The organism is Embleya sp. NPDC005971, assembly GCF_040629175.1.
Lineage (GTDB): Bacteria > Actinomycetota > Actinomycetes > Streptomycetales > Streptomycetaceae > Embleya.
The window spans coordinates 73,702-96,314 of record NZ_JBEXUX010000003.1 but is presented as its reverse complement, the minus strand read 5'-3'; the positions used below and the strand labels follow the sequence as shown (position 1 = coordinate 96,314).

Here is a 22,613-nt window from a genome sequence, read left to right as displayed (position 1 = left end):
TGGCGTGAACGGCGATCTGCGCGGGTTCTCCACGGAACCCGCACGAGGCGGACGCACGAGACGCGTTGGGCGGGCCTTGCCTACGGGTAGATTTCGGTTGATAGCTCTTGGTGATCGACTGGCGTGGGGAGAGGGCTGTGTGGACCTGGTTGGTGGTGGGCGCGGTCGCATACCTGCTGTTCCTCGCGGGCGTGATCGTGGTGCTGCGGGCGGCCAAGGCGCGGGCGCGGGCGGAGCGGGCCGCCGACGCCCGGGCGGTCGGGGCGCCGACGGTGGCGCAGGCATCGGAAGGGGACCCGATTCCGCCGCTGCGCGGGGGTGAGCGGCCGGCGGCCGAGCCGGCCGCCGAGGACGACGAGGCGCGTGCGCACCCGCTGCCCGACGAGCACACCCCGCCGGTGCGCGAGTGCGATCCGGGGCCGTCCGGACCGTCCGCTCCGCCCGCCTCGCGGGCCCGGGGCTGACCCCCCGGCGGTTTTCCGGCTTCCGCGCCGGGTAGGCGCGGCGCATGGTTGATCCGATTGTCACCACCACCCACGACGGGGACGACCGGCGTCCACTCGGCGAACTCGTGCCGGCGCCCGACCGCGTGATGCGCGTCGCCGAGATGATTCGCCACCTTCTGGAGGAACTGCGGGACGCGCCGCTGGACGAGTCCGGCCGAGGCCGGGTGCGCACCGTCTACGAGCGCTCGCTGCCCGAGCTGCGGCGATCGCTCGCGCCCGACCTGTACGAGGAACTGGCGCGCCTGACCCGGCCGTTCGCCGACGGCGACGCGCCGAGCGTGGGGGAACTACGGATCGTGCACGCGCAGTTGATCGGCTGGTTGGAAGGGTTGTGGGGCGGCATCCGGTTGACCCTGATGTTGCGGAACAACGCCGAGGTGGGGCCACCGCACGGGTTTCCGGGCGGGGAGGACGACGGCTCGTATCTGTGAGCGGGGCCGGTCCGAGCGCGCGGTCGCCGGCCGGTGGACGCGCCGGCCGGCCGGATCCATGACTGTGCCAAGCTGATTGTTCGTCAGTCGAGCACCCGTGGAGTCGTCACCATGACCGAACAGGCATCCGCCGAGACCGGGCCGGTCGCCGCGCCGCTCCATGAACTCGATCGGGACACCAGGTGCGTTCCGCGCCCGGACGCGTCGGGCGTCTACGACACCACGCTCTCGCCGGACTGGGCGTTCGGCATGGGCCTCAACGGCGGTTACCTGCTCGCCCTCGCCGGCCGCGCGCTCGGCGCGGCCCTGCCGCATCCGGACCCGTTCACGATCACCGCGCACTACCTGACCACGTCGCATCCGGGGCCCGCCGAGGTGCGTACGGAGGTATTGCGCACCGGACGCACGCTCAGCACCGGCACCGCCCGGATCGTGCAGGACGGCGAGAGCCGGGTCCAGGTGACCGCCACCTACGGCGATCTGGCCGGGTTGGATCCGCAGGTGCACACCACCGCCCGGCCGCCGGAACTGCCCTCGCCCGAGCAGTGCGCCGCGAGCTTTTCCGATGTGGCGCCGATCCGGCGCAGCACGTTCATGGACCGCACCGAGCAACTGCTCGATCCGGCGGCGGCCGGCTGGCTGACCGGGAAGCCGTCCGGACGCGGTGAGGTGCGCGCCTGGTGGCGGCTCGCGGACGGCCGCGACCCGGACCCGCTCGCGTTGTTGCTCGCGGTCGACGCGCTGCCGCCGACCGCGTTCGATCTGGGCCTGCGCGGCTGGGTGCCGACCGTGGAGTTGACCGTGCATGTGCGGGCCCGGCCGGTGCCGGGGTGGCTGCGGGTGTCGCTGACCACGCGCAACCTGGCCGGCGGCTACCTGGAGGAGGACGGCGAGGTGTGGGATTCGGCGGACCGACTGGTCGCGCAGTCGCGGCAGTTGGCGCGGGCGCCTCGGCCGCGGGCGCGGTAGGAGGGGTGGGCCGGGTGCCCGCCGACGCGGGGCCCGGCCGACGCCTGGGCGCAGGGATCAGCGGGGTGGGCCGTACGGCCCGGGCGGACCGTACGGGCCCTGGGGGCCGGGGCCGTAGGGGCCGGGGCCGCCGTATGGCCCACCCGGGCCGGGCGGCGGGGGCGGTGCGCCGTGCGGGCCGCCGGGGCCGGCCCAGGTGTTGTTCTGGAAGCCGTCCCGACCCATGCCCACGAAGCGGTTCCCGTCCATCGCGGTCAGGTTCACCGGCAGGATCTCGCTGGGCTGGACCACCACGTAGCCCTCGCCGGTGAAGGCCATCGTCCAGCCTTCGCCGGTCTGTCGGCGCCGGCGCCAGATCCGCGAGGACGTGGCCTGCGCCTGAAGGCTGGTCTGCAGGCCGGCGGTCCAGGCGATCACCGCGTCGGCGTCCGCGAACACCTCGCGATCGTGGGACGCGCGCAGGACCAGCGGCGCGCCGGACGTGGTGATCACGATCTTGCCGGTGCCGCCGATCTGCATCGAATAGGCGCCCATGCCGCCCACGTTGTAGCCCGCGTCGATCTGTACGACGCTCCAGTTCAGCGTGTTGTCCAGGGCCAGGACGTTCTCGTCCTCGACGATCAGCGACTCGTTGTGCAGATTCAGGATGTGGATGCTCTGTGCCTGATTGGCCAGGTAGACCGTGCCGTGTCCGTGGCAGCGCATCAGGTCCAGCATGTCGCCGGTCAGCGCGCCGGTGCGGATCTCGGCGGCGGTCTGGAACGCCCCCTCGAATTGCACGCTTCCCTGGTAGGCCACCATCGCGCCCTTGCGGGCGAGTACCTCGGTGCCCACCTCCGGGGCCAGCAGTACCCGGAGCATGTGCGCGTTCTGCAGGCTGTAGCGCTCTGCGGACTGGCGCAGCGTGTGGTTGAACAACGGACTCTGCACGAGGTCTCCGACGGATCCGGCAACGGCATGGGTGCGGTTGGCACCTGGTACGTGTGACCAGACCATGATTCCGCGTCCATGGTTCCCTCGGAACCAAGGGTGGCCCATGTCGACCGGTATGGTGCGGGAGAATCTGTCTGTTACAGCGTTACAGGACGCCAGGATCTCGGGAGCGCGCCATGACCACACCGCCGTCGACACCGGCACCCGCACCCTCGTCGATACCGACCACCACCGGGCCTCGGTCCGCGCCGGGGCTCGCGGGAGGGTCCGGTCCGGACCTGGGCCGGATCGGGCTGTGGACTGCGGCGCTCGACTTCCTGCCCGTGCCGAAACTGCGCGAGACCGTGGCCGAGTTCGACGAACTCGGCTACGGCGCACTGTGGTGGGGCGAGACGGTGGGCCGCGAGGCGTTCACCCAGGCGCTGCTGATGCTGGGCGCCGCGCCGCGGATCGCCGCCGCGACCGGGATCGCGAATGTGTGGGCCCGGGACGCGATGGCCGCCAACGCGGCGGCGCGCACGGTGCACGAGGCCCACCCGGGGCGCTTCCTGACCGGGCTGGGGATCAGTCACGGCGGGCTGGTCGAGGGCCTGCGGCCGGGCGGGCGCAGGTACGAGAAGCCGCTCGCGCACATGCGCGAGTACCTGGACGCGATGGACTCCTCGCTGTACTTCGCGGCCGGCGGCGACGCCCCGCGCCCGCCGCGGGTGCTCGCGGCGCTCGGCCCGCGGATGCTGGACCTGGCCCGGGAGCGGGCCGACGGCGCACACACCTATCTGGTCACGCCCGAGCACACCGCCCAGGCGCGTGCGGCGCTGGGACCGGATCGGCTGCTCGCGGTGGAGCAGGCCGTGGTGGTCGCGACCGACCGCGAGACGGTGTTGCGGCGTGCCCGCGAGCACCTGCGGATCTACCTCGAACTGCCCAACTACCGGCGCAACCTGCTGCGTCTGGGCCTGGCCGAGGAGGACTTCGCGGACGGCGGCAGCGAACGGCTGGTCGACCGACTGGTGGTCTCGGGTGACGAATCGGCGATCCACGCGGGCGTGCACGCGCAGTTCGCGGCCGGAGCCGACCACGTCTGCGTCCAGGTGCTCGGCGAGACGATGACGCAGGCGCCGATGGCGGATTGGCGGTCGCTGGCTTCGGTGCTGCTCTGAGTCGGGGAGGGGACGTGGGCCCGCCCGGTGTGTCCGGCCCGCTCGGCGTGGCCGTCGGCGGGCGGGCCCGGTGGGTCAGGCGGTGAGCGCGGCCACGGCCGCGTCCACGTCGGCGTCGGTGTTGTACACGTGGAAGGCGAGCCGGGTGCGGCCCGCGCGCGCCGAGAAGTGGATGTCGGCGGCGGCCAGGCGGGCCTGGGCGTCGGGGAGGTCGATCGCGACGATCGCGCTGTCGCCGGGCGGCAGGCCCAGGCCGGTCCGGAAGCGGTCGGCCAGGGCGATGTCGTGGGCGTGGATGTGCTCGACCCCGATCCGCTCGACCAGTTCGAGCGCGGGGTCGGCGCCCACCTGGCAGAACCACGACGGCGAGGTGTCGAACCGGCGCGCGCTGTCGGTCAGCCGCAGCGGCGGGCCGTAGTAGGGGTCGACGTCGGGCGCGCCGGCGTACCAGTTGGCGGCGTGCGGGAGGGTGCGGGCGGCCAGTTCCGGTGCGACGTAGCCGTACGCCGCGCCGCGCGGGGCCATCAGCCACTTGTAGGCGCTGACCACGAACAGGTCGTACCGGGTCGCGTCCACCGGCAGCCACCCGCAGGCCTGGGTGCCGTCCACGTAGACGCTCGCACCGTACGCGCGGGCCGCCGCGACGATGTCCGCCTCGGCCGCGATCGACCCGTCGGCGGACTGGACCAGGCTGAACGCGACGGCCGTGGTGCGTTCGTCGATCGCCTCGACGAGTTCGGCGGTCGGCACCGTGACCACCTCGACGCCGCGGGCCTCCTGGACCAGCCACGGGAACAGGTTCGAGGTGAACTCGACCTCCGGCACCACGAGTCGCCCACCGGCGGGCAGGCCGGCGGCGAACGGCGCGAGCAGTCCGGAGGTGGTGTTGCCCGCCATGATCGCCTCGGCCGGCGCGCCGACGATCCGGCCGAAGCAGGCACGCGCCCGTTCACCGGCCGCGTGGAATCCGTCCATGTCGATCCGCCCGCGCCGCCAGGTCTCCTGGGCCCGGGTCAGCGCCGCGATGGCGACATCCGGTGGCAGGCCGCTGCTCGCGGTGTTGAGCCAGCCGGGCTCCGCGCTCCAGTGCGCAAGCTCCCGGTCCGGGTCCGACGTCGGATTCGAGTCCAGTTCCGTGTCCATACCGCGAGGCTAGGCAGCTTGCGGCCTTTGAAGACAGATCCACCTGCCCACAGGTGGCCTGATTTTCCGTGCCCGCGGCCAGGCCCCACCGCGCGCCGCGCCCGCCGCGCCGTCCCGCGACGGGTCGCGTTGCGTGTTCGATCCACCAGGATCCGCCGGACCGGGCTAGGCGCCGGGGTTGCCGTCGGTGCGGGTGGCCAGCCAGTCGGGCCAGGGGACCGGGGGGTTGGGGAGGGGGGTGATGTCGCGTTCGGCGCACAGGCGGTCGAAGCCCTCGCGGTCGGCGGGGACCGCTCGGGGGTCGCCGCACATGACCTCGTACAGCGTCGCGCCCTCGGGGCCGGCGATCAGCGGGCCGAAGGCGGCGCCCTGTTCGAGGGTGATGTGGGTGCCGGCGGGGCACGGGCGGTCGCCGATCAGGACCTCGCCGGCGAGTACGAAGACGTAGTGCTCGGACATGTGGCCGTGCCGTTCGACCACGACACCCGCGTCGTAGCGGGCGTAGATCACCATGCGCTCGGGGGACCACTCCAGGAACTTCTCCCAGACCGAGGTGCGTCGGCCCCCGTGCGACTGGGCCTTGACCTCGTGCCACGGGGTCTCGGAGATGTGGGTGATGCGCAGCTCTGGTTCTCGATCCGCCACGGGGTTGCCCTCCCAGGAAGTGACGATGCGTCAGATCGATCTTGGCACAGAATCGCCCGTCGAGGTTTGGCCGTTATTTGACAGATTGTGGAAGATTGCGCAGCAAATACTTACGGGGAATTTACCCCGACGTCTCGTTGAACGGTGATCAAGTCTTCCTGCGCCGCATAAAGTCGGTTGGTACACCCAACCAAAAACCCTGTCACGGGGCGCCGTGCGTTCCTGTCGGTGGCCCGTACATGTAAGGAACCAACCTTGAAGAGCGCGCAGCAGGCGCCGTCCGCCACTGTCCCGCCCATCGCACCCGAAACCCCGGTCGAGGCCGCGCCCGCGGGCATGAGCCGGACGGGGTTCGTCCTGCTCGTCCTGATCATGGGTGCGCTGACCTACTCGCTGCTCCAGTCGATGCTGGCGCCGGCCCTCCCGCAGATCCAGACCGAGATCGGGGCCACCGCCGACGCCACCTCGTGGCTGATGACCGGCTACCTGCTGTGCGCCTCGGTGACCACGCCCATCCTGGGGCGGCTGGGCGACATGTACGGCAAGAAGCGCCTGTTCGTGTTCACCATCGGCATGCTCGCGTTCGGCTCGCTGGTGTGCGCGCTCGCCGACTCGGTCGGACTGATGATCATCGGTCGGGTGATCCAGGGCTTCGGCGGCGCGGTGTTCCCGCTCTCCTTCGGCATCGTGCGCGACGAGTTCCCGCCGGAGCGCCGCGCGGGTGCGATCGGCCTGATGTCCGCGATCATGGGCATCGGCGGCGGCATCGGCATCGTGATCACCGGTCCGATCATGGACCACCTGTCCTACCACTGGCTGTTCTGGATCCCGATGGCGACCTGCCTGGTCACCGCGATCGCCTCGTGGTTCCTGATCCCCGAATCGCCGGTCCGGGTCAAGACCCGGATCCACTGGCTCGGCGGCGCGTTGTTGTCGCTCGGTCTGGTCGGCGTGATGCTGGCGCTGAGCAAGGGCGAGTCCTGGGGCTGGGGCTCCCTGAACACCGTCGGCCTGTTCGTGGCCGGCTTCGTCTTCCTCGGACTGTGGGTGTTCGCCGAGTCGCGCACGGACGAACCGCTCGTGGACATGCGGGTGATGCGCCTGCGCGGAGTGTGGGCGACCAACCTGGGCGGCCTGCTCGTCGGCTTCTCGATGATGGCGGGCATGCTGCTCGTGCCGCGCTTCCTGCAGATGCCCGAGAGCACCGGTTACGGCTTCGGCACCACCGTGACGGTGTCCGGTCTCTACGTGTTGCCGCAGGCGTTCGCGATGTTGCTGATCGGCCCGATGGCCGGCGTGATCGACAAGCGGTTCGGCTCGAAGCCGGCGATGGTCGCCGGCTGCGTGCTGATGGCCGCGGGCTTCACGTTCCTGGCGCTCCTGCACACCAGCGGCTGGCACATCCTGGTCGCCATGTTCATCTTCGGCATCGGTATCGGGCTGGCCATGTCGGCGATGGCCAACCTGATCGTCGGCGCCGTCCCGGTCGAGCAGACCGGCATCGCCACCGGCATCAACACCATCGCCCGCACCGTCGGCATGTCCTGCGCGAGCGCGATCTCCACGACGCTGCTCACCGCCAACCCCGGCCCGGGCGGACTGCCCGCCGAACGCGGCTTCGTACTGACCTTCGTCTGCGCGGCCGTCGCCGCCGTCGTCGCCCTCGGCGTCACCTTCGTGGTGCCCAGCCGGGCCAAGCCGGGCGCCCGCCCGGTCGCCTGAGCACCCGCGGCCCCAGGCACCGCCTCGGGGCCGCCCGTCCCCACCCCCTCGACGTGTCGGGGGTGGGGTTGCCCCCACCCCCGATCCGCGTGGTCGCACCCTCGTGCCGCACAGCCCCCGATTTGTAGCGTCGAACCTGTTGGTTTCGACAGGCGTTACGAGGCACGGGAGGCAGCATGTTCGGGCGAGGCGGTCGCGGTACACGGCAGGCGAAGAAGGATGCCGCGTACACCCCGCGGTACGCGGCGCCCGCTTCGGTGGACTGCGCGGTGCGGCTGGACGCGGTGACCAAGGCGTACGGCAAGGGCGCGGCGGCGGTACACGCGCTGCGCGGCATCGATCTGGCCATCCCCCGGGGCACCTTCACCGCGGTGATGGGCCCGTCCGGATCCGGCAAGAGCACCTTCCTGCACTGCGCCGCGGGCCTGGACCGGCCGGACGGCGGCCGGGTGCTGCTGGGCACCGACGACCTGACCGCGATGAAGGAGAACGAGCTCACCCGGCTGCGCCGGACCCGGCTCGGCTTCGTCTTCCAGGCGTTCAACCTGCTGCCCTCGCTGACCGTGGAGAAGAACGTCCTGCTCCCGCTGCGCCTGGCCGGAGTGCGCGCCGATCGCCGGCGCGCCGCCGAGGTGCTCGCGACGGTCGGCCTGGACCGGCACGCGAATCGGCGACCCGCGCAACTGTCCGGCGGTCAGCAACAGCGCGTGGCGATCGCCCGCGCCCTGGTCACCCGGCCCGACGTGCTGTTCGCGGACGAACCCACCGGCGCGCTGGACACCACCACCGCCGCCGAGGTGCTCACCCTGCTGCGCCACGCGGTGGACGGGACCGGCGCCACGATCGTGATGGTCACCCACGACCCGGTCGCCGCGTCCTACGCGGACCGGGTGGTCTTCCTGGCCGAGGGCAACCTCGCGGGCGAGCTGTACCGGCCCACGCCCGAGGCGATCGCCGCCCGGATGGTCGACCTCTCGCAGGTGGGCACCCGACAGGAACAGGCCGCCTGATGTCGCTGCTTCGACCCAACGGTCTCGCGCGCACCTCGGTGCGCTTTCGGCCCGCGTCCTTCGCGGGCTCGTTCGTGGCGCTGCTGTTCGCCGCGATGCTGGTCACCATGTGCGGTGTGTTCATGGAGAGCGGCATTCGCGCGCATGCCACCCCCGAGCGGTACGCCGACACGCCGATCCTGGTCAGCGGGCCGGACAAGGTGAGCAAGCAGTTGGGCAAGGGGGAGGGCAAGTACACCGAATCGGCCCCGTTGCCCGAGCGGACCCGGATCGACGCCGGGCTCGCCGGGCGGATCGCGGCCGTGCCGGGGGTGCGCGCGGTGATCCCCGACCTGACCTTCCCGGCGCAGATCGAGCGGACCACACCGGCCGGGCACGGCTGGTCCTCGGCGCCGCTGGCGGGCACCCGCGAGGGCACCGCGCCGGGCGCCGGCGAGGTGGTGTTGACCACGGCCGCGGCCGGGTCGGCCAAGGTCGGCGACACCGTGCGGGCGACCACGCCCGGCGGCGAGGTCGCGCTGCGGGTGAGCGGCGTGGTGCCGGGAGAGGGCGCGCACCTGTACGTGGCCGACGCGGACGCGCAGCGGTTGGCCGGACACCCCGGCACGGTCACCGCGATCGGGGTGCTCCCGGCGGCCGGCGCGGACACCGGCAAGGTGGCCGAGGACGTGCGGGCCGCGGTGGCGGGCACCGGTGCCAAGGTGGCCACCGGGAACGCGCGTGGGGCGGCCGAGTACAGCGATTTCGGCAACACCAAGGAGATGTTCACCGCGATCGGCGGCACCCTGGGCGGCATCGTGCTGATGGTGGCGATCTTCGTGGTCGCCGGCGCCACCGCGCTGTCGGTGGGGCAGCGCCGGCGCGACATCGCGCTGCTGCGCGCGGTGGGGGCCACGCCGTGGCAGATCCGCCGGATGATCGCCACCGAGACCGCTCTGGTGTCCCTGGTGGCGGGCGCCGTCGGGGTGCTGCCCGGCACGCTGCTGGCCCGCTGGTGGTTCTCGGCCATGGACGACCGGGGCCTGGTCGCGCACGGCGTCACGCTCTCGGTGGGCTGGATCCCGATGGTCGTGGCGATCGGCGCGGGCACGCTGACCGCGCTGGGCGCGGGACTGCTCGCGGCGCGGCGCAGTGCGAAGATCAAGCCGACCGAGGCGCTGGGCGACGCCGCCACCGAGCGGGTCTTCGTCGGCTGGATCCGGCTGGTGCTCGGACTGGGCACGCTCGGCGGCGGCATCGCGGTGACCCGGGTCGCGCTGAACGCCACCGGTGACGACGCGATCGCCGCGGCCGGCGGCGTGATCATGCTGTTCATGATCGCGATCGGCCTGCTCGGCCCGATTCTGGCGCACCTGCTCGTGTCGGTGTTCGGGTGGGTCGGCAGCCTGTTCGGCACCACCGGACAACTCGCCTTCGACAACGCCCGGGCCAACTCGCGGCGACTCGCGTCGGCGATCACTCCGATCGCGCTGGCGGTCGCCTTCGCGGCCACGCTGAGCTTCATGTTCGCGGCCGAGGACCACCACGCGAGCGTGCAGTCCAAGGAGGCGATCACCGCGGATCGGGTACTGGCCGGGCCGGGCTTCGCTCCGCAGACCACCGCCCGGGTGGCCGCCACCCCCGGTGTCGCGTCGGTGACGTCGGTGCTGAACACCTCGGTCGTGGTCGTTCGGGACGGCGGCCTGGCGAAGCAGAGCGCGCAGGGCGTCGGCGGCACCACGCAGGATCTGTCGACCACGTTGGATCTGGGCGTGCGTGAGGGCAGCACCGACGCGTTGCGGTCCGGTGCGCCGCAACCGCAGGGCGGCGTGGTCGCGTTGGATCGGCAGATGGCGTCGGCGCTGCACGGCAAGGTCGGCAAGCCGGTGTCGATGTGGCTGGGGGACGGGACCGCGATCAACCCCATCGTGGTGGCGATCTACGAGCGCGGCCTGGGCACCGCAGCGGTGACGCTGCCGCGGGCCGCGGTCGAGCGACACGTGGAGACGGCGCTGGACACGCGGCTGTTGGTGCGGTTCGCCGCCGGAGCGGACGTGCGGGCCGCGGACGCGGCGCTGACCGGTCTGACGCAGCGTCACCCGGGGGTGTCGGTGCAGGACCGGGCGGCGTACGCGACCCAGGTGGACAAGGACCGCGAGACGAACAAGTGGCTGAACTACATCATGCTGGTCATCCTCGCGGGCTTCGCGACGATCGCCGCGATCAACACGATGGCGGTCACCACGGCGGCCCGGAACCGGGAACTGGGCCTGCTGCGGATGATCGGCAGCACGCACGGCCAGGTCCGCGCGGTGTTGCGGCGCGAGGCGATCATGGTCGGTGCGATCGGCCTGGGGTTGGGCATGTCGGTGGCGCTGGCCACCCTGGTGCCGTTCAACAAGGGCTCGTTCGACACCACGACCCCGTACGTCCCGCTGCCGCTGTGCCTGGCGATCAGCGCGGCCGCCCTCCTGCTGGCGCCGCTGACGGTGGCCCCGGTGGCCCGCCGGTTGTTGCGGCTGGCCCCGATCGACGCGGTCGGCGCCAAGGAGTAGGGCGGTAGCGGCGGAATCGAGGAGCGGGCCGAGGAATCGGCCGCGGCGGAAGTCGCCGCGTCACGAGCGCCGGACGGGTCGAACACGGCCCGTCCGGCGCTTTGTCGGTGGTGCGGTCGGCGGGCCGTCGATCGCCTTGGTCGCCGGCCGCGCCGCTGCGCTCGGGTCGCCTGCTCAGGGGGAGGTGCGGCCCGGGGTGACCAGGCCGGTCTCGTAGGCGAAGACCACCAGTTGGGCCCGATCGCGCACGGACAGCTTGGTCATCGCCCGGCTCACGTGGGTCTTCGCGGTGAGCGGACTGAGCACCAGGTGTCCGGCGATCTCGTCGTTGGACAACCCGCGGCCGACCAGCCCGACGATCTCCCGCTCGCGCTCGGTGAGCAGGGCCAGTTCGGCGGACGGCGCGACGGCGGGCCGCGCGGCGCCGGCCGCGTACTCCTCGATCAACCGGCGCGTCACATTCGGCGACAACAGGGCATCGCCCGCCGCGACCACCCGCACCCCGCGCAGGAGTTCGGCCGGTTCGGTGTCCTTGACCAAAAAGCCGCTCGCGCCATTGCGCAGCGCCTCGAAGACGTACTCGTCCAGGTCGAACGTGGTCAGGATGACCACCCGCACGTCGGTCAGCGCCGGGTCCGCGGCGATCACCCGGGCCGCCTCCAGGCCGTCCATGCCGGGCATCCGGATGTCCATCAGCACCACGTGAGGGCGCAGTTCGCGGGTGAGCCGGACCGCCTCGCCGCCCTCGCCCGCCTCGCCCACGACCTCCATGTCCGGCTGCGCGGACAACAGGGCCCGAAAGCCCGCGCGCACCAGAGCCTGGTCGTCGGCCAGCACCAACCTGATCATGCGTCCCCCTCGATGGACTGCGTCGGACCGCCGGCGGTCGCCGCCGACGCGGTCGGCGCAGCCTTGCCGCGGTCCTGCGCGTCGGCGCGATCACCGTAGGGCAGGTGGGCCTGGACGTGAAAGCCGCGCCCCGGCACCGGTCCCGCGACACAGCGGCCGCCGAGCGCGGCGGCCCGCTGGCGCATGCCGTGCAGCCCGTTGCCGCCGGAGGTCAGCGCGTCGGCGGGGGACGAGCTCGGCTCGGGCCCGCGGCCGTTGTCGCGGATCGACACCTGCAAACCGGTCTCGCCGTAGGTCACCCCCACCACGGCCTCGCTCGCCGCCGCGTGCCGCAGGGTGTTGGTCAGCGCCTCCTGCACGATCCGGTAGGCCGCCAGGTCCACCGCCGCGGTCAGCGGGCGGACGGTGCCCGTGCGCTCGACCCGCACGGTCAGCCCGCCGGCGGAGGTGCGCGCGACCAGGTCGTCGAGCCGGTCCAGACCCGCGGTGGGCGCGCGAGGGGCACCGTCGGGACCCGAATGGTCGACCGAGTCGCCCTTGAGGATGTCCAGCACCGAACGCAACTCGCCCAGCGCCTCCCGACTCGCGTACTTGACCGCGGTCAACGCCTCGCGGGCCTGCTCCGGCGAGGTGTCCATCAACTCCAGGCCCACCGACGCCTGCACGTTCATCAGCGAGATGTGATGCGCGAGCACATCGTGCAACTCGCGGGCGATGCGCAGCCGTTCGTCGCCCGCCCGGCGGCGCTCGGCCTCGGCCAGGCCGAGCGAATGCACCCGGGCCCGCTGTGCCTCCGCGGCGTTGAACGCGCGACGCAGCCGGACCACCTCGCCGATCCCCGCGAGCACCAGCAACCACGCGGCGATGCCCAGCGCCGGCCCGAGGTCGGGCGTCGACTCGGAGGTCACCAGCGGTGATATCCAGACGAAGCCGGTGTAGCCCAGCACCAGGACCACATACGCCAACAGGCGCAGGCCGGCGGCGAAGGCGCCCCACAACGCGATGATCATCGCGAAGAAGATCGGGCCGCGCGGATAGTCGAGCATCGTGTAGACCAGCGCCGAACCGACCGTCACCACGAGCACGCCCGCGCGGTGGCGGCGGCGCACGATCAGCGCCAACGGGCCGGCGACGATCAGCAGCACCCCCCATGCGTCCAGGGCCCGGGCGGGGTCCGGTTGGCGATGGTTCGCGAAGAGCATCGTGCCCATTTGCACCGCGCAGACCAGCACCCCGAGCGCGATGTCGCGCACGACGGGTGGGACCGGGCCGAGCGTGTGCGCGAGCCAGTGTGCGCCGGGGCGGGAAACCCGCGACCACGGTGCTCGGGGCCGCGATCCCGGGCTCCGGGTCGGGGGATTCGAGGGGCTCGTCATGTGATCAACGGTAGGGGGAGCGGGGGGTCGCGCGCGTCCGCTGCGCGTGGGCTTGTCGGATGCTCCCGGGGAAGCAGACGGGCTCCTGGAGGCTGCTCCCCAGGGAGCAGGAACGTGCTGGTCGAGGGCCTCTTGGACCTGCCGGGGCAGCAGGGCCGGTGCATCCCCGGGCCGGACGCCGGCAGGGCCGCGAATCGGAAGAGTTGTTCCCGTCGACGAGGCCCCCGGAGCGAGGCCGTTTCCGCACCTCGCCGACGGGCCCGGGCCCACGCCCCGACCCGCGCTCCCGTCCGGCATTGCTTCCAGGAGGTCACCGTGAACGCGTCCCCGACGACCGGGAAACGGCGCTATTCGAGGTCGGTCCGCAGGGCGGTCAACTCCGGGCACGTGGTGTTCGCGGTCGGCCTGCTGGGCGTCGAGTGGGTCATGCTGCTGATCGGCATCGTGGCCCGCGCGACCGACGACCCCGCGCTGCGACACGGCGCGTATCAGCTGATGCGGATATTCGCGCTGGCGGGCGGGATTCCGTTCGCCGTGCTGTCGCTGATCACCGGTGTGCTGCTGTGCCTGCGGACGCCCTGGGGGCTGTGGCAGCACCTCTGGATCAAGATCAAGATCGTGCTGCTGATCGCGGTGATCGTGGCCGGCGCCGGTGTGGTCAGCCAGTTCGCGCATCGGATGATCGCCGCCTCCGCCTCCGGTGGCAACGCGGACGCGTTGCCACCGCTGCAGACCTGGCACCTGGTCGTGGTGATCTTCCAGTTGCTCGCGTTGATCGCCGCGACGGCGCTGTCCGTCTTCAAGCCCTCGGGCGACCGCGGCCGGGGTCGGACCCGGTCGAGCCGGCGCACCGACGACACACCGCGCGATCGGCGCGTCCCGGCCGGCACGGCCGACCGGGTCGACCGGGCCGACGCCGCGGCTGCGCCCGCCCGTGCGGGTCGACCGGCACCCCTTGCTTCCTCCCGTCCCCTCTCCCGAGAAGGATCGTCATGACCACCACCATCGACCCCACGAAGCACTACGCGGCGCGCGCCGAACACGTCTCGCGTGTGCACGGCGTCGGGGACACCGTCGTGCGCGCCCTGGACGACGTCACCATCGGCTTCCCCCGCGGCCGGTTCACCGCCGTGATGGGTCCCTCCGGGTCGGGCAAGTCCACGCTGCTGCACTGCCTGGCCGGCTTGGACGACGTCACCGACGGCGCGGTCTTCCTCGGTGACACCGAGCTGGGCTCGCTCACCGACCGGCAGCTCACCCGGCTGCGCCGGGACCGGATCGGATTCGTCTTCCAGGCGTTCAACCTGCTGCCCACGATGACCGCGCTGGAGAACATCGTGCTGCCCGCGTCGCTCGCGGGCCGCAAGTCGGACCCGGCCTGGCTGGACCGGGTGGTCACCGCGGTCGACTTGGCACAGCGACTGCACCACCGGCCCGGCGAGCTTTCCGGCGGGCAACAGCAGCGGGTCGCGGTGGCCCGGGCACTGGTCGGGCGACCGGAGATCGTGATGGCCGACGAGCCGACCGGCAACCTCGACTCGCGCTCGGGCGCCGAGGTGCTCGCGCTGCTGCGCGACGCCGTGAACGAACTCGATCAGACCGTGCTGATGGTCACCCACGACCCGGTCGCCGCGGGCTACGCGGACAGCGTGGTGTTCCTGGCCGACGGCCGGATAGCCGACGAGATGCAGGCGCCGACCCCGGACCGGGTGCTGGACCGGATGAAGGCATTCGACCGAGTCGCCGCGGGTGCCGGCGCCCGAGGGGAGTGACGCGCGATGCTGATTCGTCTCTCGCTCGCCAACCTGTGGGCTCGCAAACGCCGGCTCGTGGGACTCGCCCTCGCCGTGCTGCTGGGCACGGCTTTCCTCTCCGGCGCGCTCGTGCTCGCCGACACGATGAACTCCTCCATCGGCGGGCTGATCCGAGACAGCGGCGCCGGCACGGACGTGGTGGTGCGCAACGCCACCTCGGTGACCGACCGGCCCGGCAGCCAGCGGGGCGCGATCGACGGCGCACTGGTGGACCGGGTCCGGGCGGTGCCCGGCGTCGCGGGCGCCGAACCGGTGATCCAGGGCTACGGTCAGGTGATCGGCAAGGACGGCAAGGCGCTCACCGGCAACGGCCCGCGCACGGCGGGCAATTGGGTGACCGATCCGGCCCTGACGCCGTACCGGCTGGCCGCCGGCCGCGCGCCGACGGGGCCCGACGAGGTGGTCATCGACCGGGCCACCGCCAAACAGGGGCACCTGGCGCCCGGCGACCGGACCACCGTGCTCACCCCCGGGCCGGTGCCGGTGACCATCGTGGGCGTGGCCACCTTCGGTGACCTGGACGCCTTCGGCGGCGGCTCGTATACCGCCTTCGACCTCGACGGCGCGCGCCGATACGTGCTGCGCGACCCGGGCAAGGTCGGCACCATCGCGGTCCGGGCCGCGCCCGGCACCGACCAGAAGGACCTGGCCGCGCGGATCCAGCGAGCGCTGCCGGCCGACGTGCAGGCGGTGCCCGGCAACGTGGCCACCGGCGAGGCGGTGTCCGCCGTGGAGGACAGCTTCCTGAAGGTCTTCCGCACCTTCCTGACCGTCTTCGCCGCGATCGCGCTGGTCGTCGCGGCCTTCTCGATCAATCACACGTTCTCCGTGGTGGCCGCGCAGCGCACCCGCGAGGTCGCCCTGATGCGGGCGCTGGGGGCGAGCCGGGGCCAGGCGCTGCGACAGGCGCTGATCGAGGCCCTGGTGATCGGCGTGGCGGCTTCCGCGCTCGGCCTGGCGGCCGGGCTCGGGCTGGCCGCCGGGCTCAAGGAGTTGTTCGCCGGGCTCGGCTTCGAACTACCGGCCCGCGGGCTGACGTTCAAGACGTCCACCGCGCTCACGGTGTTGCCCGTCGGCATCCTGGTGACCGCGTTCGCCGCGTTGGTGCCGGCCGTGCGCGGCTCGCGGGTGGCACCGGTGACCGCGCTGCGCGGCGCGGGCGCGGAGCGCACCGAACTGCCGCGTGGGCGGCTGCTCGCGGGCCTGGTGCTGCTCGCGGCGGGCCTGGCGGTGGGCATCGCCGGCGGCGGCCTGGTGGGTCTGGCGATCGCCGCGCCGGCCCTGCTCGCGGGCGTGTTGTCGGTGGCCCCGGCGGGCATCCGGGCGGCCGGCGGTCCGCTCACCGCGCCGCTGCCGCGACTGCGGGGCGCGCCGGGCGCGTTGGCGCGCGGCAATCTGCTGCGCAGCCCGCGTCGAACCGCCGGTGCGGCGACCGCGATGTTGCTCGGGATCGCCATCGTCACCCTGTTCGCGGTGTTCGCGGCCTCGCTCAAGGAGGGTGCCGGTGAGCAGACCCGGAAGGTGATCGCCGGACAGTTGGTGATCGGCGGATCCTCGCCCGCCGGCTGGGCCGGGGGCGGCCACAGCCCCGAACTCACGCGGCGGGCCTCCGAGTTGCCCGGCGTGGTCGCGGCGACCGGGATCCGCAACGCGGGTGCGTTGGTGGACGGGCACGGTCGGCAACTGCTGGCGGTGGACTCGGGCCGGCTGGACCGGGTGTTCGATCTCGACGTGCGGCAGGGGCGGGTGACCGGGCTCGGTCCCAGTGGTCTGGCGGTGTCCGCGGACGCCGCGAAGGACCGGGGCTGGCGGCTCGGTTCGACCACCGAGGTGACCTTCCCGGACGGTGCGCGGCAGACGTTCACCGTCACCGGGCTCTACGACCGCACGGCCGTGGTCGGCGACTACCTGATCGATCGCGTCGCGTGGGAGTCGCACGCCGACGCGGCCCTGGACGCCGCGACGGTGCTGCGGCTCGCGCCGGGCGTCTCGACGCACACGGTCGAGGGCGAGGTCGAGCGGTTGGCCAAGGACTACGGCGCGCCGCCGGTACGGGACCGGGAAGGGTTCGTGGCGGCGCGGGCGGAGATGTTGCAGACGCTGGTCGCGGTGGTCTACGTGCTGCTCGCGCTCGCGTTGGTGATCGCGTTGGGCGGTATCGCGAACACGCTGTCCCTGGCGGCCTACGAACGCACGCGCGAGCTGGGCCTGTTGCGGGCGATCGGCGCGGCGCGATCCCAGGTGCGGTCGGCGCTGCGCTGGGAGTCGACGTTGGTCGCGGTGATCGGCGCGGTGAGTGGGCTCGTGGTCGGCCTGTTCCTGGGCTGGGTGGCGATTCGTGCGATCGGCGGTGTCGATACGGGGGCGGCGCTGCCGTTCTCGGTGCCCACGGTGCAACTGGCGGTGCTGGTGGGCGTGGGCGCGCTCGGTGGGCTGGCAGCCGGAGCGCGGCCTGCCGCGCGGGCCGCGCGGTTGCCTGTGCTTCGTTCGATCGCGACCGAGTAGGTTCGCTTCGTCCTCGGGGGCCGGCCGGGTTCCGTGACCCCGCCTCCGGCCGAGGTGGCCTCAAGCGCCGGCCGGGCCGAATTTCGGTCCGGCCGGCGCTTCGCCGTTGGCGTGCGCGGTGAATCGGCTCCGGTGGCCTCGAACGCCGGCCGGGTTGGTTCCGTCCGTGGCCGGCCGGCCGGGCGGGCGCCGTTGCTGCTGTGCGAGATCCGCCGCGCGTGGGTGGACGGACACCGTCACCGGGTCTCTCCGCGAAGGCCGCCGCGCGTCCGAGGCCCTGCACGTCCGGCCGCAAGCGCCGATTGCCGGCGGAGGACACCAGGTCGGCGCCATCATGAGCGGACTTCCCTTTTCTCAGCTCAGTTGCTCGGCCAGCGCGAGGACGACTCCGCTCGGCCCGCGGAGATAGCAGAGCAGGTAGCTGTCCTCGAAGCGTGTCACTTCGCCGACGAGTTCGGCGCCGTGCGGGCGGAGGCGGGCGAGGGTGTCCTCGATGTCGTCGACGGCGAACATGATGCGGTGCAGGCCCAGCGTGTTCGCCGGGGCGATCTCCGGCTCGGGGGTGATCGCCTTGGGGGTGTGGTACTTCGCCAGTTCGATCCGGCCCGGGGCGTCCGGGATCCGCAACATCGCGATCTCGCTTCGCATGTCGTCGAGCCCGACGACGTTCCCCGCCCAGCGTCCTTCGATCGGCATCCTGCCTTCCAGCTCCATGCCGAGTTCGATGAAGAAGGCGACGGCGGCGTCGAGGTCGTCGACGACGATGCCGACATTGTCCATGCGCTGAATGGTCATGTCCCCGAGGGTAGGGTCCGGGTCCGACGCCGTCGGCTCGACCGGCCGTCTCGCCGGTCACCACTCCTTTCCTTCTTGTGGTTGTCGGGGTCGAGCGGCGGGACGACGTCGACACGGCCGAAGGTCCTCCCGTCCGAGCCTTCCGGCGAATCCGGATACACGCATCGGATTTCCGGCCGAGGAAACCAGGGCCTGTCTTCGATCCCCCGCCGAGCTCCGCGACGCCCGGCACCACACCTCGCCGCCCCGGAGAAACACCGGAATGGAACCACTACGCAGGCGCTTCTCCGGCACGCCGATGCACGGCATCCGCCCTTCGGGCTCCTCGCTGCGCTCACGCCGCAGAGCCCGACGGGGGATTGCAGACACGCCCCTAGGCCGCGTGTTCCTTGGCGCCGGTGAAGGCGGCCCACAGGGAGGCGTAGGGGCCTGCCTGGGTGAGGAGTCGGGTGTGGGTGCCGAGTTCGACGAGGCGGCCTCGGTCGATGACGGCGATGCGGTCGGCGCGGGCGGCGGTGGTCAGGCGGTGGGCGACGACCAACGTGGTGCGGCGGCCGGTGAGTGCTTCGGTGGCCCGGGTGACCGCGGCCTCGGTGGCCAGGTCGAGTGCGGCGGTGGCCTCGTCGAGCAGGAGGATGTCCGGGTCGACCAGATAGGCGCGGGCGAGCGCGATCAGTTGGCGCTGGCCCGCCGACAGGTTGCGCCCCCGCTCGCCGACGTCGTGCAGATAGCCCCCGTTCAGCTCGGCGATCGCGGCATGCGCGCCGACCGCCCGGGCCGCCGCCTCGACCTCGGCGTCCGTGGCCTCCGGGCGGCCGTACGCGATCGCGTCCCGCACGCTGCCCGGAGCCAGATACGCCTCCTGCGGGACGATGCCGAGCCGGTGTCGATAGGCCGCGAGGTCGTAGTCGCGCACGTCCACGCCGTCCACCAGCACCGCGCCGCCGGTCACGTCGTAGAACCGGGCCACCAGCTTGACCAGCGTGGACTTGCCCGCGCCGGTCTGCCCCACCAGCGCGACCGTCTCGCCCGGTTCGATGTGCAGCGAGATGCCGGACACCACCTCGGGCGACTCGGCGGCGGCGGCAACGCCGGCATCGGTGACCTCGTCGTCCACGAAAGTGGGCGCGTTGTACGCGAACCGCACGTCCTCGAAGGTGATCGCCCCCTTGAGCCCGCTCGCCGGCACCGGTACCGGCACGGCCGGCGGCGGGGTCGTGGTGGGCGTGCGCAGCAGGTCGCGGATCCGGCGCAGCCCCACCGCCGCCTGCTGGTAGCCGTCGAAGACCTGGGAGAGCTGCTGGATCGGTGAGAAGAACATGTCGATGTACAGCAGGTAGGCGATCAACGCGCCCGCCGACAACGTGCCGCCGCCGACCCGATGCGCGCCGACGATCAGCGCGATGCCCGCCGCGACGCTGGACAGGAACTGCCCGAACGGGAAGTAGATCGCGATGTAGCGCTGCGCCCGCAGCCGCGATGCGCGGTAGTCGTCGCTGCGTTCGGCGAACCGCTCCGAATTACGGCCCTCACGGCGAAACGCCTGCGACACCCGCAGTCCCGCGACGTTCTCCTGCAGATCGGCGTTGACCACGCTGACCTTCTCGCGCGCCTCCGTGTACGCCTTTGACGACTTGGATCGAAACACCACGGTGGCCGCGATCAGGATCGGCAGCACACTCATCACGATCAGCCCGAGCTCCCAGTCGAGCACGAGCAGCGCGATCATGATCCCGAAGAAGGTCAGCACGCTGACCACCGCGCTGATCAACCCGGTCTGCAAGAACGTGGACAGCGCGTCCACGTCGGTGGTCATCCGGGTCATGATCCGCCCGGACAACTCGCGTTCGTAGTAGTCCAGGCCCAGTCGTTGCAGGTGGGCGAAGGTCTTCACCCGCAGTGTGTAGAGCAACCGCTCGCCGGTGCGACCCGCGATCAGTGCCTGGCCGACGTTGACGAACCAGTCGGCGGCCACGATCACGACGGCGATCAGCGACACCGTCATGATCGCGCCGGTCGCCCCGTCGTCGATGCCCCGGTCGATTCCGTCCCGGATCAGCGCCGGCAGCGCCAGTTGTGCGCCGGTGTCCAGGATCACCAGGACCAAGGCGAGCGACAACGCCCACCGGAACGGCCGCAACAACGAGCGCAGATCGAACGCCGAGTCCAAGCGTCGCGCCCGCGCGTCGTCCACGTCGGGCCGATCCGTCGCGGGCGGAAGCTTGGCCACCTGGGCGAGCAACTCCGGCGTGGCCTGGAGCATCGCCGCCCACCCACGCGGGCCACCGCCCGTCCCGGTCCCGGCGACCGCACCCGGCGCGACCGCGGGCACCGCATCGGTCGAGGCCGAACGCTCCCACAGCGCGGGCGTCACCCCACCGGCGGCCGACGGCTCGCCCGGTTCCCCGAGCACACCCGGCGCGCCCGCCCCGATCGCCTCGTGCGCGTCCACGCCCTCCGCGTCCTCGCCCGGCCCCGACAGCAGCAGCCGGTACAACGGGCAGCGCCCGCTCAGCTCGTCATGGCTGCCCACGTCCACCAGCCGACCCCGATCCAGCACCGCGATCCGGTCGGCCAGTTGCAGCGTCGAGCGGCGGTGTGCGACCAGGATCGTGGTGCGCCCGGCCATCACCCGGTGCAGCGTGGCGTGGATCTCCGCCTCGACCTTGGGGTCCACCGCCGAGGTCGCGTCGTCCAGCAACAGGATCCGCGGATCGGTGATCAACGCCCGGGCGAGCGCCACCCGTTGCCGCTGCCCGCCGGACAGCGTCAGGCCCTGTTCGCCGACCACCGTGTCGTAGCCCGCCGGCAGTTCGCGGATGAACGCGTCGGCCTCGGCCGCCCGCGCCGCCGCGAGCACCTGCTCCTCGGTCGCGTCCGGCCGGCCGTACGCGATGTTGGCCCGCACGGTGTCCGAGAACAGGAAGCTGTCCTCCATCACCAGGCCGATCGCCGAGCGCAGCGAGTCGAACGTCAGATCCCGCACATCGTGCCCGTCCACCAGGATCGCCCCGGACTGCACGTCGTAGAACCGGGGCAGCAACATCGACACGGTGGACTTGCCCGATCCGGAGGTGCCCACCAGGGCCAACGTCTCGCCCGGTTCCACCCGCAGCGACAACCCGTCCAGCACCGGCCGGGAGGCGACGTAGCCGAACCGCACATCCGCCAACTCCACCGAGGCGGCCACCACCGGCAGCACCCGGGCGTCCGGCTTCTCGGTCACGATCGGCTGGGAGTCGATCACCTCGAAGATGCGCTCCACGCTGGCCCGGGCCTGCTGCCCGAACGTCAACAGGCCGGAGAGCATGCGCACCGGCCCGACCAATTGGCCGAGGTAGGTGGAGAAGGCCAGGAACGTGCCCAGGGTGATCTCGCCGCGCACGGCCAACCAGCCGCCGAGCGCGAGCACCCCGACCTGGCCGAGTGCGGGGATCGTGGCAAGCGTCGGGGTGTACCGACTGTTCAACCGGACCGCGCGCAGCCGGGAGGCGAACAGCCTGCGGCCGGCCGTCTCCAGCCGGAGCAATTCCTGCTCCTCCTGACCGAAGCCCTTGACCACCCGGACCCCGGTCACCGCGTTGTCCACCACGCCGGCCAGCGCGGCGGCGTCCTGCTGAGCCTGCCAGGTGGCCGGGAACAGCCGCTTCCGGGACAGGTAGGCCACCGCGAACAAGCCCGGCCCCACCGCCAGCGACACCAGTGTGAGCAGCGGCGAGAGCCAGAACATCACCCCGAGCGAGATGACGAAGAGCAGCACGCTGCCGGTCATCATCGGGATCATCGACATGAAGCCCTGGACCATCGTCACGTCGGAGATGCCCCGACTGACGATCTGCCCGGTCTGCAATTCGTCCTGCCGCGCACCGTCCAGCCGGGAGAGCGCGCCGAAGATGCGGGTGCGCAGGTCGTACTGCACGTCCAGGGACAACTTGCCGCCGACGTAGCGCCGCGCGTAGGTACAGCCGAAGACGACCACGGCTGCGCCCAGCAGCAGCACCGACAGCGGCAGCAGATCGCCCAACTCGCCGGCGACCGCGTCGTCGACCACCTTGCGCTGCACCAGCGGAACCAGCGCGGTGACCGCCATCCCCACCAGGGACGCCCCGAACGCGATCAGCACGCTGCTCCGGTACCGCCACGAGGCGGCCAGCAGGCGGCGCAGCCAGCCGTGTTCGGGGCGGCCCGGCGCGGGTGTGGTTGTCATGGACAACCATTCTA

17 protein-coding genes are annotated in these 22,613 nt (G+C 72.3%); 10 read left to right on the top strand and 7 right to left on the bottom strand.

The features are described from left to right. The first annotated feature begins 137 nt into the window (after nt 1–137). The 3 genes from ABZ374_RS04700 to ABZ374_RS04690 all read left to right on the top strand — a co-directional run bounded on the left by ABZ374_RS04700 (nt 138) and on the right by ABZ374_RS04690 (nt 1,906). Nucleotides 138–464: a hypothetical protein gene (locus ABZ374_RS04700; protein WP_360306119.1), complete on the top strand. Its 327-nt coding sequence runs from the start codon at nt 138–140 to the stop codon at nt 462–464. Between the two features lie 44 nt (nt 465–508). Continuing rightward, nucleotides 509–937, top strand: coding sequence for a proteasome activator (locus tag ABZ374_RS04695; RefSeq protein ID WP_360306117.1), 429 nt, complete (start codon nt 509–511; stop codon nt 935–937). A gap of 111 nt (nt 938–1,048) precedes the next feature. Beyond that, complete coding sequence (locus ABZ374_RS04690) at nt 1,049–1,906, top strand: thioesterase family protein (protein WP_360306115.1); 858 nt, start codon at nt 1,049–1,051, stop codon at nt 1,904–1,906. Nucleotides 1,907–1,963: 57 nt separating this feature from the next. On the opposite strand, the gene ABZ374_RS04685 is transcribed toward ABZ374_RS04690, so the two are convergent. Beyond that, nucleotides 1,964–2,836 (bottom strand): AIM24 family protein, encoded by an 873-nt coding sequence (locus ABZ374_RS04685; protein ID WP_360306113.1) that lies wholly within the window; start codon nt 2,834–2,836, stop codon nt 1,964–1,966. Nucleotides 2,837–3,015: 179 nt separating this feature from the next. On the opposite strand from ABZ374_RS04685, the gene ABZ374_RS04680 reads away from it, so the two are divergent. After that, complete coding sequence (locus tag ABZ374_RS04680) at nt 3,016–3,999, top strand: TIGR03620 family F420-dependent LLM class oxidoreductase (protein WP_360306111.1); 984 nt, start codon at nt 3,016–3,018, stop codon at nt 3,997–3,999. A gap of 75 nt (nt 4,000–4,074) precedes the next feature. Here ABZ374_RS04680 and ABZ374_RS04675 read toward each other — a convergent pair whose 3' ends face one another. Both ABZ374_RS04675 and ABZ374_RS04670 read right to left on the bottom strand, forming a co-directional pair. Beyond that, nucleotides 4,075–5,142: an aminotransferase class V-fold PLP-dependent enzyme gene (locus ABZ374_RS04675; RefSeq protein WP_360306109.1), complete on the bottom strand. Its 1,068-nt coding sequence runs from the start codon at nt 5,140–5,142 to the stop codon at nt 4,075–4,077. Between the two features lie 165 nt (nt 5,143–5,307). Next, nucleotides 5,308–5,787, bottom strand: a complete 480-nt coding sequence (locus ABZ374_RS04670; protein WP_360306107.1) for a hypothetical protein — start codon at nt 5,785–5,787, stop codon at nt 5,308–5,310. 255 nt (nt 5,788–6,042) lie between these two features. Here ABZ374_RS04670 and ABZ374_RS04665 point away from each other — a divergent pair, with 255 nt between their 5' ends. The 3 genes from ABZ374_RS04665 to ABZ374_RS04655 all read left to right on the top strand — a co-directional run bounded on the left by ABZ374_RS04665 (nt 6,043) and on the right by ABZ374_RS04655 (nt 11,053). Further along, nucleotides 6,043–7,509, top strand: coding sequence for an MFS transporter (locus tag ABZ374_RS04665; RefSeq protein ID WP_360306105.1), 1,467 nt, complete (start codon nt 6,043–6,045; stop codon nt 7,507–7,509). Nucleotides 7,510–7,685: 176 nt separating this feature from the next. Then, a complete protein-coding gene (locus ABZ374_RS04660) occupies nt 7,686–8,519 on the top strand; it encodes an ABC transporter ATP-binding protein (protein WP_360306103.1) in 834 nt (277 codons plus the stop codon). Next, on the top strand, nt 8,519–11,053 hold the full coding sequence (locus ABZ374_RS04655) for an ABC transporter permease (RefSeq protein WP_360306101.1): 2,535 nt from the start codon (nt 8,519–8,521) through the stop codon (nt 11,051–11,053). The genes ABZ374_RS04660 and ABZ374_RS04655 overlap by 1 nt, the downstream gene beginning before the upstream one ends. Nucleotides 11,054–11,227: 174 nt before the next feature. Here the strand turns inward: ABZ374_RS04655 and ABZ374_RS04650 are convergent, their stop codons facing one another. Further along, nucleotides 11,228–11,902, bottom strand: a complete 675-nt coding sequence (locus tag ABZ374_RS04650; RefSeq protein WP_360306099.1) for a response regulator transcription factor — start codon at nt 11,900–11,902, stop codon at nt 11,228–11,230. Continuing rightward, nucleotides 11,899–13,278: a sensor histidine kinase gene (locus tag ABZ374_RS04645; protein WP_360306097.1), complete on the bottom strand. Its 1,380-nt coding sequence runs from the start codon at nt 13,276–13,278 to the stop codon at nt 11,899–11,901. The genes ABZ374_RS04650 and ABZ374_RS04645 overlap by 4 nt, the downstream gene beginning before the upstream one ends. A 315-nt stretch (nt 13,279–13,593) precedes the next feature. Between ABZ374_RS04645 and ABZ374_RS04640 the strand changes: the two genes are divergently transcribed. The 3 genes from ABZ374_RS04640 to ABZ374_RS04630 are packed head-to-tail and all read left to right on the top strand — an operon-like array spanning nt 13,594 to nt 17,597. Beyond that, nucleotides 13,594–14,274: a hypothetical protein gene (locus tag ABZ374_RS04640; protein ID WP_360306095.1), complete on the top strand. Its 681-nt coding sequence runs from the start codon at nt 13,594–13,596 to the stop codon at nt 14,272–14,274. Next, entirely contained in the window at nt 14,271–15,050 is a 780-nt protein-coding gene (locus ABZ374_RS04635) for an ABC transporter ATP-binding protein (RefSeq protein WP_360306093.1), read from the top strand. Before ABZ374_RS04640 ends, ABZ374_RS04635 begins: the two co-directional genes overlap by 4 nt. Nucleotides 15,051–15,056: 6 nt before the next feature. After that, a complete protein-coding gene (locus ABZ374_RS04630; RefSeq protein WP_360306091.1) occupies nt 15,057–17,597 on the top strand; it encodes an FtsX-like permease family protein in 2,541 nt (846 codons plus the stop codon). A 354-nt stretch (nt 17,598–17,951) separates the two neighbouring features. Here the strand turns inward: ABZ374_RS04630 and ABZ374_RS04625 are convergent, their stop codons facing one another. Together ABZ374_RS04625 and ABZ374_RS04620 are read right to left on the bottom strand one after the other, a co-directional pair. Then, nucleotides 17,952–18,392, bottom strand: coding sequence for a VOC family protein (locus ABZ374_RS04625; RefSeq protein ID WP_360306089.1), 441 nt, complete (start codon nt 18,390–18,392; stop codon nt 17,952–17,954). A gap of 373 nt (nt 18,393–18,765) precedes the next feature. Next, nucleotides 18,766–22,599: an ABC transporter ATP-binding protein gene (locus ABZ374_RS04620; protein WP_360306087.1), complete on the bottom strand. Its 3,834-nt coding sequence runs from the start codon at nt 22,597–22,599 to the stop codon at nt 18,766–18,768. Between the last annotated feature and the right edge of the window lie 14 nt (nt 22,600–22,613).